Origin of the sequence: Rhodococcus sp. LB1 (genome assembly GCF_001583455.1) — a bacterium.
In the GTDB taxonomy this organism is placed as follows: Bacteria; Actinomycetota; Actinomycetes; order Mycobacteriales; family Mycobacteriaceae; genus Rhodococcus_F; species Rhodococcus_F opacus.
The window spans coordinates 26,992-40,284 of sequence record NZ_LTCZ01000124.1 but is presented as its reverse complement, the minus strand read 5'-3'; the positions used below and the strand labels follow the sequence as shown (position 1 = coordinate 40,284).

Annotated in this window: 10 protein-coding genes; 4 read left to right on the top strand and 6 right to left on the bottom strand. The window is 68.0% G+C overall.

Features of this window, described 5'->3' with window-relative positions; all coding sequences use genetic code 11:
* Nucleotides 1-26: 26 nt before the first annotated feature.
* A complete protein-coding gene (locus tag AZG88_RS18725) occupies nt 27-1,601 on the top strand; it encodes an MFS transporter (protein ID WP_061698527.1) in 1,575 nt (524 codons plus the stop codon).
* Nucleotides 1,598-3,118, top strand: a complete 1,521-nt coding sequence (locus tag AZG88_RS18720) for an FAD-dependent oxidoreductase (RefSeq protein ID WP_061698526.1) — start codon at nt 1,598-1,600, stop codon at nt 3,116-3,118. The genes AZG88_RS18725 and AZG88_RS18720 overlap by 4 nt, the downstream gene beginning before the upstream one ends.
* Before the next feature lie 21 nt (nt 3,119-3,139).
* Here AZG88_RS18720 and AZG88_RS18715 read toward each other — a convergent pair whose 3' ends face one another.
* Genes AZG88_RS18715 through AZG88_RS18705 form a run of 3 tightly spaced genes read right to left on the bottom strand, consistent with a single transcriptional unit; the run spans nt 3,140 to nt 6,058 of the window.
* A complete protein-coding gene (locus AZG88_RS18715; protein ID WP_061698525.1) occupies nt 3,140-4,372 on the bottom strand; it encodes a cytochrome P450 in 1,233 nt (410 codons plus the stop codon).
* Nucleotides 4,373-4,397: 25 nt separating this feature from the next.
* A complete protein-coding gene (locus AZG88_RS18710; protein ID WP_005251278.1) occupies nt 4,398-5,063 on the bottom strand; it encodes an HAD family hydrolase in 666 nt (221 codons plus the stop codon).
* Nucleotides 5,060-6,058 carry a ScbA/BarX family gamma-butyrolactone biosynthesis protein gene (locus tag AZG88_RS18705; protein ID WP_061698524.1) on the bottom strand — a complete coding sequence of 333 codons (999 nt, stop codon included), beginning with the start codon at nt 6,056-6,058 and terminating at the stop codon, nt 5,060-5,062. Before AZG88_RS18705 ends, AZG88_RS18710 begins: the two co-directional genes overlap by 4 nt.
* Nucleotides 6,059-6,541: 483 nt before the next feature.
* Between AZG88_RS18705 and AZG88_RS18700 the strand changes: the two genes are divergently transcribed.
* Nucleotides 6,542-8,011: a DUF4185 domain-containing protein gene (locus AZG88_RS18700; protein WP_061698523.1), complete on the top strand. Its 1,470-nt coding sequence runs from the start codon at nt 6,542-6,544 to the stop codon at nt 8,009-8,011.
* Between the two features lie 60 nt (nt 8,012-8,071).
* Here AZG88_RS18700 and AZG88_RS18695 read toward each other — a convergent pair whose 3' ends face one another.
* Nucleotides 8,072-9,283: an SfnB family sulfur acquisition oxidoreductase gene (locus tag AZG88_RS18695; RefSeq protein ID WP_061698522.1), complete on the bottom strand. Its 1,212-nt coding sequence runs from the start codon at nt 9,281-9,283 to the stop codon at nt 8,072-8,074.
* Between the two features lie 126 nt (nt 9,284-9,409).
* On the opposite strand from AZG88_RS18695, the gene sfnG reads away from it, so the two are divergent.
* Nucleotides 9,410-10,525, top strand: coding sequence for a dimethylsulfone monooxygenase SfnG (gene sfnG, locus AZG88_RS18690; RefSeq protein ID WP_061698559.1), 1,116 nt, complete (start codon nt 9,410-9,412; stop codon nt 10,523-10,525).
* Between the two features lie 43 nt (nt 10,526-10,568).
* On the opposite strand, the gene AZG88_RS18685 is transcribed toward sfnG, so the two are convergent.
* A complete protein-coding gene (locus AZG88_RS18685) occupies nt 10,569-12,224 on the bottom strand; it encodes an FAD-binding dehydrogenase (protein WP_005251284.1) in 1,656 nt (551 codons plus the stop codon).
* On the bottom strand, nt 12,221-12,928 hold the full coding sequence (locus AZG88_RS18680; protein WP_025433230.1) for a TetR/AcrR family transcriptional regulator: 708 nt from the start codon (nt 12,926-12,928) through the stop codon (nt 12,221-12,223). The genes AZG88_RS18685 and AZG88_RS18680 overlap by 4 nt, the downstream gene beginning before the upstream one ends.
* Between the last annotated feature and the right edge of the window lie 365 nt (nt 12,929-13,293).

Sequence of the window (13,293 nt, the reverse complement as noted above, 5' to 3'; positions counted from 1 at the left end):
GGCCGCACTCTTCAGGAAGGATCGACATGACCTCGGAGCTGACCACGTCGGAAGCCACGACACCGACGTCACCACCCGAAGCAACACCGTCCGACCCGCGACGCGGGAACCTCACTCTCGCCGCCGTACTGCTGGCCGTTCTCGTCGTCCCGATGTCGATCTCCGGAACCGCGGTGGCGCTGCCCGCCATCTCCTCCGACATCGGTGGCGGCGCATCGGGTCAACAGTGGGTGGTGAACGCGTTCAACCTGTCGTTCGCGTGCTTCACCCTGGTCTGGGGGTCCCTGTCGGACCGTTTCGGCCGTGGCCGCCTGTTCGCCGCCGGAGCCGCCACATTCGCGGTCGGGAGCGTCGCCAGCGCACTGGCCCCGAACATCGTGGTCCTCGACGTCGCCCGCGGCGTCGCCGGTCTCGGTGGCGCCGCCATTTTCTCGTGCGGCGCGGCGATCCTGTCCTCCGCCTTCGACGGGCCCGCCCGATTGCGCGCGTTCGCCCTGTTCGGGACGACCGCGGGCATCGGTGTGGCGCTCGGACCGACGCTGTCCGGGCTCCTCGTCGACACGGCCGGCTGGCGACCCATCTTCGCGGTCCAGGCCGCAGTGCTGCTCGTGGTGCTCGCGGCGACCCCGGTGATCGGACTGGGACGGCCGGCGGGCGACGCGGCCGCGAAGTTCGACCTCCTCGGCACCGTCCTCCTGGTTCTGGGTCTGCTCGCGGCAATGGTCGGCATCGTCCAGGGCGAACCCTGGGGCTGGGGGAGCCCGGCGGTCGTGGCGTCCTTCGTCCTCGCGGTCGCGCTGCTGGTCGCGTTCGCCCGCGTCGAATCGCGACGTCCGGCTCCGCTGCTGGACCTCGAACTGCTCACGCACGCACGGTTCATGGCCCTGTGCCTCGTTCCGGTGGCGGCATCGTTCGGCTTCGTCACGTTGCTCACCTACTTCCCGACCTTTCTCCAGTTCGTGGCCGGCCAGTCTTCGGCGAAGGCGGGCCTGGTGATCGTGCTCCTCACGATTCCGGTCGTGGTGGGACCGCTCGCCGCAGGCCGCGCGGTCGGCGCCGGGGTGAACCCGCTCGTGGTCATCTGGATCAGCCTGGGAGCGTTGATCGCCGGTGACCTGGGACTTCTGTTGGCGGGCCCCGACACGGTGGTCGCGGTCATCGCGGTGCCGCTGCTCCTCGCGGGCTGTGGAATGGGACTGTCCGCCGGTCTCGTCGACGGTCAGGCGCTCGCCCTCGTCCCCGAGGAGAAGGCGGGTATGGCTGCGGGAGTGGTGAACACGATGCGACTGGGCAGCGAGGCCATCGCGGTCGCGGTGTACGCGGCGCTGCTCACCGGTCTCGTGACCCGCAGGGGCGAGGAAGCGCTGGCCGGCGTCGACGGCGTGGGCAATGCGGCGGACGTCGTCGGCAGGGCCGCGAGCGGTGACCTCGAGCAGGCCCTGGCGGCGGCCGGGCCGGACGTCCGGGATCAGGTGGCGCCGCTCGTGATCGACGCCTACAACAGTGCGTTCCACACGACGCTGGTCGTTCTGGCGGGTGTCGTCGCCGGATTGTCGGGTGTCATCGCGGTGCTGCTGCGACGCGGGACGGGCGCGCGGTGACGGAGGCGGACGACCTGCGACAGCACTATCAGGTCGTGGTGGTCGGCGGCGGCCCGGTGGGATCGCTGACGGCACTCGAGCTGGCGCGCAGCGGAATCGACGTCCTCGTCCTGGAGGCGGCTCCGCACACCACGGACGTTCCGAAGGCGGGGACGATCCACGCGCGGAGTATTCAGCTGCTCACTCGTCGAGGGCATTTCGCGGCGCCGGACGTCGACGCCGGAGCCGCGTCGACCACCTTTCACTACGCCGGGGTCTGGGGCCTGGAGATCACGGCACCACCCGGCGAGGGACCGGCCATCGCCGGTATCGGGCAGAGCGATCTCGAAAGGCTCTTCACCGCACGGCTGATCCGCCTCGGTACCCCGCTGCTGAAGGCCGCGGTGGTCACGGACGTCCACCAGGACGACGGCGGGGCGACGGTGACCTTCACCCACGAGGGACACACCCGAGTGGTGACGGCCGACTGGGTGGTCGGCGCGGACGGCGCCCGCAGCGTCGTGCGGCGAAGTGTGGGCTTCACGGCGACGGAGACTGCCCCGACCGCCGCCGCGCTCCTGGGCCTCGCCGTCCTCGACGACCCCGCGAACGCCCCCAGGGGGTGGGTGCGCACCGCACGGGGCTGGACCGTCCTCAACGTCGATCACGCCGGCTTCAGTCGCATCATCACGTTCGATCTCGGTGGTCCGCACGAGGATCATCGCCGGCCCCTCACTGCGGAGGAACTGCAGGTGACGGTCGACAGATTCGCGGGCCGTCCCGTTCCGTTCCGCAACGCGCGGTCGTTGTCCCGGTTCAGCGACTACTCGCGGCTGGTCGACGACTACCGGCTCGGCCGGGTCCTTCTCGTCGGTGACGCTGCGCACGTGCACTTTCCGCTCGGCGGGCAGGGTCTGAACCTCGGTATCGGCGACGCGATCGGCCTCGGCTGGCGCCTCGCCCTCGTCGCGCGGGGACAGGCCGACCCATCGGTGCTGGACGTGTACTCGCGGGAGCGGCACGCGTGTGCCGCCGGGGTGATCGCCAACGTCGCGGATCAGCGTGAACGTATGCGAATCGGTGTCGACGGTGACCGCCTGCGACACGAACTCGGTGTGCTGCTGGAGGACCGCGACCGCAACCGGGCGCTGGGTTCGGCGATCAGTGCGCAGAGTCAACCGGCGCCCAGCGCTCTCCAGGACGCGGCGCGCGGCGACTTCGCCGCGAACACCGTGATCGAGACGGACACCGGAATCACCGACCTGATCCGGTTGCACGTCGCGGCGGGGAACCGGGGCCTCCTGCTGTGCGGGGACGCATCGGAGTCCGTCCGCGCACTCGTCGAACCCTTCTGGGGCGAACGGGTGCGGGTGATTCGGGCGCGGAACCTCGGGGCCACCACCGTGCTCGTGCGACCGGACGGTGAAGTGGCCTGGTCGGGGGAGTTGGGAGACGGCGGCGAACTCGTCACCCGGCTCGCGGAGACGTTCGGCGGCTCCGCCGCCCGTGCGCGGTTGACGAGTGCAGGGACTCGTTAACCGCGCACGGGCGCGAAGCGCCTACCAGCGGACGGGAAGCGATGTCGGACGCCGGAGGAGCACTCCCGAATCCCACGGCACCGCAGCCGGTTCGGTTGCGAGGGCGAGAGTCGGGAACTCCTCCGCCAGCCGGACCAGTGTCGTGGTGATCTCCATCCGGGCCAGCGACGCGCCCATGCAGTGATGCATGCCGTACCCGAATTGCAGATGGCGTTTCCCGTCCCGGAACGGGTCGACGAGTTCCGGGTGGGGGAACGTGTCGGGGTCCCGGTTCGCGGCGAACGCGTCGGCGTAGACGAGGGCGCCCACGGGGATCACGGAGTCCCGCAGCCGAACTTCACGGGTGGCGATCCGGGGAAACGTCGAAATGTTTCCCAGCGGAAGCACCCGCAACAGTTCCTCGACCAACTGCGGCGCAGCGGCCGGCTCCTCCACCAGCAGAGTCCATAGCGCAGGCGCCTGCAACAGCACGTACACGGCCTTCGCGAGCACGGACAGCACGTTCTGGTCGGCGCCGAGGACGGAGCCGAGCAGGATCGCGACGAGTTCGTCGTCGCTCAGCGGCGGTTCCGCCTCGTCCCGCGCCGCCAGGAAACGGTCGATCAGTCCGCCCGGTTCGACGGGCCGCGTCCCGTGCACGAGATCGGTCACGTAGTGGTAGACGAGCCAGAAGTTCTCCAGCAGCCCGGGAATGTCGGTGTCGTGCGACAACTGCACCACCCGCGACGACGTGCGGAAGTAGTCGATGTCCGACTCGGGGATCCCGAGGAAGCCGGCATTCACCTCGACCGGCAGGCGGTCGAGCACCGTGGCGAACAGGTCGGGGTGTTCCTCACTGCGCAGCAACGCGAACCGGCGGTCGAGGATGCGGCGGACCGACCCCTTCAGCTTCTCGACGCCGGCGGGACTGTAGTCGGCGTTGACGAAACTCTTCATCCGCGCGTGATCCGGGGTGTCCAGATTCAGCAGAAGGTCCGGGGGCATCGTGGTGGGCTGAAAACTCGGCCCCCCTTCGACGTTGGTGTCCTTCCGGCCGAAGGACGGATCCGTCAGCACCTTCAGGACGTCGTCATATCGTGTGACGTGCAGGGCGGTGTGCCCGCTCGGCAGGGTGATCTCCGGCAGTCCGGTGGGCCCCTCCGCGGTCACCGGGGTATACGCGACCGGTGGGTCGAGGTGGGGAATGTCGTCGATGGACACCGCGACACCGCGTCGGCCTCCGGGTGGAGCGAGTGTCGAAACCTGGGTCGTCACGTCGTACTCCTTCTGTTGGTGGGATTCACAGGGCGGCGGCGACGCCGGTCAGCCGGGACAGTTCACTCGACGCCTGGGCATTGGTGCGGAAATGGACGGCACGCCAACCGCTCTCGCGTGCCGCGCGCACGTTCTGCTCGAGGTCGTCGATCAGGATGCACTGACCGGCGTCGACGCCCGCCGTCTTCTCCGCGATCGCGAAGATCTGGGGGTCCGGCTTGCGCGCGCCGACCAGGCACGAGTCGACGAGAGCATCGAGCGGGCCGGCGGGTTCGATGATCGGTCTCCAGAATCGCTCCCACTCGACCACGTTGTTCGACAGGACCCCGACGCGCAGACCGTGAGCCTTCAGTCCGCGCAGCGCCGCGGCCATCGCCGTGTTGACGGTGATCCCGTCGAACCACTGCTCGCCGAACGTCTCGAGCCGCGCCCGGGTGAGGTCCAGGCCGGGGTCGGCGGCGGTGAGGTGCTCCCTCAGCCTCGCACCCCACTCGCGCTCGGTGATCTGGGCCAGTTCGATCGGGGCGAGAGGAGGTGCCCCGAGGTCGTCGCCGACGGCCTGCATCGCCGCCTGCAGGGCTGCGGGTGAGATGCCCGTCTTCGTTTCGTACGCCGTGAAGAGGTCGGCGAGCGGGGGCGAGAGCACACCACCGAAGTCGAACCAGACCATGGCGTCGTCCCGCGTCGTCATCGGACGATCCGATCGAGAGCGGCAGTCGAGGCGCTCACTCGCTGCAGGGTGACCCGGCCGTGTGCGATCTGCCGGCCCTCCTGCGCCAGGGTGACGGACAGGACGACCTGGCGGGAGCAGATTTCCGCCTCGGCGACGGCCGCGCAATCCGTCGGCAACTCCAGCTCACCGAAGCTCTCGAAGACGGCGTCGCACCCCACGAGCACGAGCATTCGCGGGGACAGGCCGAACAATTCGTGCGCGGCGACGAGGGCGGTCTGACGCATCGCCTCGAAGATCAGGGCGCCCGGCACGTGGTCGAGCGGGTGATCGAACAGGCCGGGGTGGGCCTGATCGACCAGCACCTGGCTGCGCACGGTGTCGCCGTCGACCCCGATCCGGCTCAGCACCACGTTGTCGAACGAATGTCGAGCCACCTCCCGAGGCTCGACCCGCTCGTGCAACGGATGCGGACGGGCGGGATCGAGCTGCAGCGGTGCTCGACCCCTCTGCCGGAGGCGGTCCCACGCGTCGCCGGGCATCCACTGGATGGTCATGCTCATGGTGGCCGCGGCAGACCCGTCCAGCGCGAGTGTCATCGCGAGGGTTATTCCGACGATGTCGGCGCCCCGCCTCTTCTCGGCGGTGATCGTGGCGTCCAGAACCCCCGCGGCGGGTGCGGGGCCCACTCTCACGGCGTCGAGGTCGACGACCTCGAGCGCTCCGGCGTTGAACACGAACTTGGCGTCGAGCGGAGCGTCGACGTGCCGATGCGAGATCAGGATGGACGCCTGCCGGAACGTTTCGAGCAGAAGCAGCGGATCATACTGTCGTACAACGATATTGTGATCGCTGTAGTAGCTGTGGACTCTGGGCAGTTGCACGCCGAGACGGAATTGTGGGTAGCTCTCACAGATGATGTCGGTGAGGAAGACCTCGCAGATTGCGGCGCGGTGCACGTGCGCGCGGGGGATGGACGACGAATAGGACAGGGTCGGCTCCAGGACGGCGGTCATGTCGATTCCTTTCGTTGACAGCGGAATTCGCACGGGTCGACGCCGCCGGACGACGACGGCGGTGATCAGTGGAATGCGGACCCGTGCAGAACGGTGGTTCGCGCTGGATCGGAAGAACGCGGGCGAGCCCGCAGCGCGGAGGGCGAGGAGCTCGGGGTCTCGTCGCGGGCCGGGGATCCCGGTGGATGCGCACGATCAGTGAATACCGGGCGATCCGGAGCGTCAACAGATGTAATCCGGTGTTCACCGATCCCTTGACGGTGTTCGGCAGGCGAACGCGACAGTCGAAAGTCGTTGACCTGCGGTATCGGTGACTACGCGTACGAGCAACTTCCGCTGTCGCGTGGCAGGAGTCACAACGTTCGTTCCGGATCGCGACGGAAATGTTACCGCCAGGTATGGCGTGTGGTAACCGGTGAGCGTAGAAGAGCGATGCTATGTTCCCCTCGCCGGGAGTGGCCGGAGTTGACGGAGGGGTCGGGGATGTCGAAGAGGTGGGTCGCGTCGGTCGCGGCAGTGGCGATCGGCTCGGGCATGATCGCCTATTCGAACCAGAACGCTGCCGTCGCGGAACCCGAGCCGGTGTCCAACGGCATACCCGGCAGCGGTCCCTGCGCCAGCGAGGTGTCGAACGAGACGCATTCGCTGATACCGGAGAAGCTCGAGATTCCGATCCCGTACCCGAAGATCACGACGGTGCCGTATCCCGCTCCCGTCACGGAGCCCGTCCGCGTCTCGCAGGCGTTGCCCGCCGACACGTGCACCGATCCGTGCCCCGACCTCACGGACGAGACCGACCAGGCCCCGGGAAACCTGTCGAGCGTGCTGAACATCCCGGACGTCAGCGTGAAGTTCACACCCTTCCACTTCGGTATTCCCGTCCCGGGCGCCGACATCCAGTTGCCCCCGCCGCCGCCTCTCGTGCACCCCGCGACCGAGGAGGCGCCGCGCAGCGCGGCCCCGGCAACCCCGAAGATCGGCGACGTGACCCGGGTGGCCAAGGTGACCGGGTCCGGTTCGGTCAGCCGCACCGACAAGCGTTACCAGGTCAACGGCACCGACCTCGGCATCATGTGGGAGAGCGCCCCCGACCGGATCGCCGTCGCGTTCGGCGACACGGTCGGCAAGGGATTCCAGCCGCCCGGTGGCCAGGGCGACGACTGGCGCAGCAACGTCCTCGGTTTCAGCTCCGACCGCAACCTGTCCGACGGCATGAGCCTCGACAGCATGGTCCAGGACAGCCGCTGCCACGCGGCGGAACTGCTCGACAGCCGCAAACTCGACAACATCGAGATCACCACCATCCCGACCTCGGGTTTCGCCGTCGGGAACCGGCAGTACATGAGCTACATGTCGATCCGCACCTGGAACAGCATCCCCGCCACGTGGTGGACGAACTACGGCGGCATCGCCTACTCCGACGACGGTGGATCGACGTGGACCAAGGACCCGTACGCGAAGTGGGACAACATCTTCGGGGTCACCAAATTCCAGGTCGCGTCGATGGTCCCGGCCGGCGACTTCGTGTACATGTTCGGCACCCCCAACACGAGGCTCGGCGCCATCGGTCTCGCCCGCGTCCCCGCCGCCGATGTGCTGAACACGTCCGCGTACCAATACTGGCAGAACGGCAACTGGACGCCCGTCGGTGGCTACACGGAGGCGACGCCGATCGTGGACGCCCCCGCCGCCGAACTGTCCGTGCGCTACGAGGAGGCCACCGGCAAGTGGCAGATGGCGTACCTCGACACGTCCAAGGCGGCCATCGTTCTCCGCGAGTCCGACTCGCCGCAGGGCGTCTGGTCCGACGGGGCGCCGATGGTCAGCGCCGTCGAGTACCCGGAACTGTACGGCGGCTTCATCCACCCGTGGTCGAGCGGCGACGATCTGTACTTCACCATGTCGACCTGGTCCGACTACAACGTCTTCCTCATGAAGGCGGACGTAGGCTAGCGCCCGTGCGCGGTTGACGAGTCCAGGGACTCGCTAACCGCTCACGGGTGGCGGAGCCGCCTACAGCAGGCCGTGGCGGGGCGGGACGGTGCCCGACAGTGTCCACCGGCCGATGTGCTGGATCTTCCACCGCGTCGGGTCGTGCAGGGTGTGGGTGCGGGCGTCGCGCCAGTACCGGGACAGGTTGGACGTTTCCGACGCACTGCGGGTGCCGCCCAGTTCGAACAGCACGCTCGACGCCTCGAGTGACGCGCGGGCGGCGGCGACCTTGGCTGCGGCGGCGTCGATCGAGGCGACCGCGGCGCTCTGCTCGCTCAGGTCGCGCCGCGCTGCGTCGATGCTGCGTGCACCCTCCCTGAGGAGTGCCGTCGCGGACCGGACGCTGACCGACGCCTCGCCGGCCAGTTGGATCAGCAGGGGATCGTCGACGGCGTCGGTGACGCCCGCCTCGAAATAGGGCCTTGCCTGACGCGCCGATCGCACGCCCTCGTTCAGGGCTGCCGCGGCGATCCCGGCGTCGATCGCGGCGTGCAGGATCTGGGCCTGCGACCCGTACGTGGTGGGTGCGTCGAAGATGGGAGAGAACGGCACGACGTGGAACGCGGGCACCCGGACTGCGTCCAGGGTGACGGTTCCGCTCGCCGTGGTCTTCTGCCCCATGCCGTCCCAGTCGTCGACGATCGACAGTCCGGCGACGGTGCTCGGCAGGTAGGCGACGGCCTTGGCGGGTTTCCCCGTCGGCGTCGTCGTCCCAGGAAGGGTGGCCCGTACCGCGATCCAGTCGGCGAACAGTGCGCCCGTGCTGTAGAACTTGCGACCGTCGACGACGAAGTCACCACCCTGCTCGGTGAGCGTCGTCGCGTCGATGTCGATCGTCGTCGTTCCGCGCTCGCTCTGGGCGTTGGCGAACCGGCGCCCCGCGAGCACCTCGGAGTAGAAGAATTCCTGCTGCGCCGGCGTGCCCTGGTGACGCAGCACCTCGAGGAACGTGTAGTGGCTGTGCGGGATCTGCGCGATGCTCGGATCGCCCTCGGCCAGGAGACGGAAGACTTCGGCGAGGGTTTCGGTCCGCGCGTCGATGCCACCGTGCTCGCGGGGAACACCGAGTGCGAGCAGTCCGGACGCGGCGAGCACGCCTACCTGTTCGTAGGGGAGTTGCCGACCGGCATCGCGAGCTGCCGCCTCCTCGGCGAATTGTGCGGCGAGATCGGCAGCGACCGCGAGGGCTTCGGCCTCGTCACTGATGCGGTGGGCGTTCTGGACGGCGGTCATGCCTGATCTCCCTGTACTGCGGTCATGCCGTCGAACCTCACACGGACCCGCGAGCCGGGTGAAGGGTTGTACGCGCACTGATTGGAAGGGTGGGCGTGGGCTGCATGGGCGGGTTGCATGCTGGGTATGTCAACCGAACACATCGCTGAGCAGATCAAGTTCGCCTACTGGGTGCCCAACGTCAGTGGCGGGCTCGTCACGTCCGACATCGAACAGCGGACCAGCTGGGATTACGAGTACAACAAGAAGCTCGCCCAGACCGCCGAGAACAACGGTTTCGAGTACGCGCTCAGCCAGGTCCGGTACGAGGCCAGCTACGGTGCCGAGTTCCAGCACGAGTCGACCAGCTTCAGCCTCGCACTGCTGCTGGCCACCGAACGGTTGAAGGTCATCGCTGCCGTCCACCCGGGTCTGTGGCAGCCCGCGGTGCTGGCGAAGCTGGGGGCCACGGCCGACCACCTGTCGAACGGCCGGTTCGCCGTCAACGTCGTCAGCGGCTGGTTCAAGGACGAGTTCACCCACCTCGGGGAGCCGTGGCTCGAGCACGACGAGCGGTATCGGCGCAGCGCCGAGTTCCTGCAGGTGCTCCGCAAGATCTGGACCGAGGACGACGTCGACTTCCGTGGCGACTTCTACCGCATCCACGACTTCACCCTCGAGCCGAAGCCGCTGAACACGCCCGACCGTCCGAACCCCGAACTGTTCCAGGGCGGCAACTCCGCCGCCGCACGGCAGAACGCGGGCCGGTACTCCGACTGGTACTTCAGCAACGGCAAGGACTACGACGGCGTCACCGAACAGATCGTCGACGTGCGACAGGTGGCCCGCGAGCACAACCGGGAAGTGAAGTTCGGGCTCAACGGATTCATCATCGCCCGCGACACCGAGAAGGAAGCCCGCGACACCCTCCGCGAAATCATCGAGAAGGCGAACAAGCCCGCGGTCGAGGGATTCCGGTCCGCCGTCCAGCAGGCCGGCGCGTCCACCGCCGACAAGTCGGGGATGTGGGCCGACTCCACGTTCGAGGATCTCGTCCAGTACAACGACGGATTCCGCTCCCAGCTGATCGGGACGCCGGAGCAGATCGCCGAGCGCATCGTCGAATACCGCCGCCGCGGAGTCGACCTCATCCTGGGCGGCTTCCTGCACTTCCAGGAGGAGATCGAGTACTTCGGCGCCAACGTCCTGCCGCTGGTCCGCGAACTCGAGGCTTCCGAGAGGCTCGCGCCCGTGAGCGGTTGACGAGTCCAGGGACTCGTCAACCACGCACGGGCGGCGGAGCCGCCTACAGGTGCCGGGCCAGCGCGCGACCCGCGGCCCGGCCAGAGAAGATGCAGCCGCCGAGGAAGGTGCCCTCGAGCGCGCTGTACCCGTGGACGCCGCCACCACCGAATCCGGCGACCTCACCGGCGGCGTAGAGACCCTCGAACGGTGTGCCGTCGGGCCTGATCACCTGCGAGTCGAGGTTGGTCTCGAGGCCGCCGAGGGTCTTGCGGGTGAGCAAGTGCAACCGGACCGCGATCAGCGGACCGTTCTTGGGATCGAGCAACTCGTGGGGGCTCACGACGCGGGTGATCTTGTCGGCCAGCAGGTTCCGTGCGTTGCGGATCGCCATGATCTGGAAATCCTTGGTGTAGCTGTTCTTCACCTCCCGGTCGCGGGCCACGATTTCGCGTTCGAGGTCCTCGTACTTCAGCGGTGCCTCGGGGGTGAGGGCATTCATGCCGTCGACGAGGTCACGGAGATTGTCGCGGACGACGAAGTCCGCACCGTGCTGCTTGAACGCCTCGACTGGACCGGGCGCGCCCTTCTTCAGGCGTTCGGCGAGCAGCTTGAAATCGCGGCCGGTGATGTCGGGGTTCTGCTCGGAGCCCGACAGCGCGAACTCCTTCTCGATGATCTTCTGGTCGAGGACGAACCACGTGTGGTGGTGGCCGCTGTTCATGATGTGGTCGAGGGTTCCCATGGTGTCGAAGCCGGGGAAGTTGGGGCTGGGCAGGCGTTTGCCGTTGCCGTCGAACCACATCGACGACGGACCGGGGATGATGCGGATGCCGTGGTTCGGCCAGATCGGGTCCCAGTTCTGGATGCCCTCGGTGTAGTGCCACATCCGGTCGCGGTTCACGATGTTGCCGCCGGCGTTCTCGGTGATCTCGAGCATGCGGCCGTCGACGTGCGCGGGGACGCCGGCGAGCATGTTCTCGGGAGCTTTGCCGAGGCGCGCGGGCCAGTTCTTCTTGACCAGTTCGGGATTGCCGCCGATGCCGCCGGACGTGACGACGACCGCCTGCGCGGAGAATTCGAACTCCCCGACCGCGGTACGCGAACTCTTCACACCGCGCGCCTCGGTGGACGGTTCGAGGACGGTGCCGCGCACGCCGGTGGCGGCGCCGTCGGTGACGACGATCTCGTCGACCTGGTGACGATGCTTGAACGTGACGAGACCGCGCTTCGACGCGGCCGTCACGCGGGTGAGGAAGACTTCGACGACACCCGGTCCGGTGCCCCAGGTGATGTGGAAGCGGGGAACGGAATTGCCCTGTCCGAGTGCGGATCCGCGTCCGCGTTCGGCCCACCCGACGTTCGGCATCAACCGCAGTCCGAGGTCGTGGAGGTACTGCCGCTTCTCGCCTGCCGCGAATTCGACGTACGCCTGGGCCCACAGCCGCGGCCACTGGTCTTCGCGGGCGCGATCGAATGCCGCGGTGCCCATCCAGTCCTGGATCGCCAGTTCGTACGAGTCCTTGATGCCGAGGCGCCGCTGTTCGGGGCTGTCGACGAGGAACAGGCCGCCGAGCGACCAGAAGGCCTGCCCGCCGAGATTCGCCGAACTCTCCTGGTCGACGACAAGGACCTTTCGGCCGGCCTTGACCATCTCGTAGGTGGCGACGAGTCCGGCCAGTCCGGCGCCGACGACGATCACATCAGCCTGTTCGGTCACGAGGACCCCTCTTTCCGGTGTGTGTGGGTGTGGGTGGTGTCGGGTTCGGTGTACGCGGCCACGACGTGGGTGAACAGTTCGAGACGCAGTTCCCGGGCGGACGCGTCGTCGTCCTCGATGAGGCACTGGACGCTCGTGCCGTCGTGCAGGGCGACGAGCGCGCGGCCGAGAACGCGGGGATCGCCGACGACGCGGCGCCCGAGCCGGTGCAGCGCCTTCTCGAGGATCGGCACGATGGTCTCCAGAATCGTGTCCTCACGTGCTGCGAGGGCCTTCTTCAGCGACGGGTTGCGCAGGGCGTGGGCGGTGAATTCCGCGTTGATCCGGTACCACTGGTCGTCGACGGGGACGACGCCGAGCACCAGTTCGGTGCCGGCGCGCAGTTTTTCGGCAGGCGTGAGCCCCGAGAGGTCGATGCTGGACGAGTCGGCGGCCAGCCGGATCTGTGCGAGCATCGCGCTGGAGCGCTGTTCCCACATGGCGAAGAACATCTCGTCCAGCGATGCGAAGTTGGAGTAGAAGGCGCCGCGGGTGTAGCCACCGCGTTCGCAGATCTGCTCGACCGTCGACCGTCCGAAGCCGTTTTCGGCGAACACCTCGACCGCGGCGTCGAGCAGACGCCGGCGAGTTTGGCCTCGCCGTTTCGTGACCCGGCGGGGTGTGTCGGTGGCAGGCTCGGAGGAGCGCGCCGGTGACGTCGGCATGGGCACTCCTCCGATCGGGTCGACAGCAGCCGTCGATACACTAGCGTATCGGATACACCGGTGTATCGAACTCGGCTGTCAGAGCCCGTTCGGAGAGTTCTGCGGTCTCAGAGGTAGAGGTCCTGCTTTCGGATCAGGGCCGTCGCCACCACGCTGACGACCGACCGCGTTGGATGGTGTCACGCGGGAATGCTTCCGTTCGAGCTCAGTAGTGGTCGTCGGGCACAGTCCTGGGCGGAGATGCTGCGGTCGGCACACCATCTGTCCGGGATCCGGTCGCGGTGGTGGCATATTGCCGTGTGTCGTCGTCTGATCAGAAGGCCGAGATGGAGCGGCAGGCGACGCGGGTGGTGACCGAGTGAGGT

Coding starts and splice junctions, on each gene's coding strand:
- AZG88_RS18680 (WP_025433230.1), bottom strand. CDS start 12,928: ATGCCGACGTCACCGGCGCGCTCCTCCGAGCCTGCCACCGACACACCC.
- AZG88_RS18700 (WP_061698523.1), top strand. CDS start 6,542: ATGTCGAAGAGGTGGGTCGCGTCGGTCGCGGCAGTGGCGATCGGCTCG.
- AZG88_RS18695 (WP_061698522.1), bottom strand. CDS start 9,283: ATGACCGCCGTCCAGAACGCCCACCGCATCAGTGACGAGGCCGAAGCC.
- AZG88_RS18710 (WP_005251278.1), bottom strand. CDS start 5,063: ATGACGACGCGGGACGACGCCATGGTCTGGTTCGACTTCGGTGGTGTG.
- sfnG (WP_061698559.1), top strand. CDS start 9,410: ATGTCAACCGAACACATCGCTGAGCAGATCAAGTTCGCCTACTGGGTG.
- AZG88_RS18725 (WP_061698527.1), top strand. CDS start 27: ATGACCTCGGAGCTGACCACGTCGGAAGCCACGACACCGACGTCACCA.
- AZG88_RS18705 (WP_061698524.1), bottom strand. CDS start 6,058: ATGACCGCCGTCCTGGAGCCGACCCTGTCCTATTCGTCGTCCATCCCC.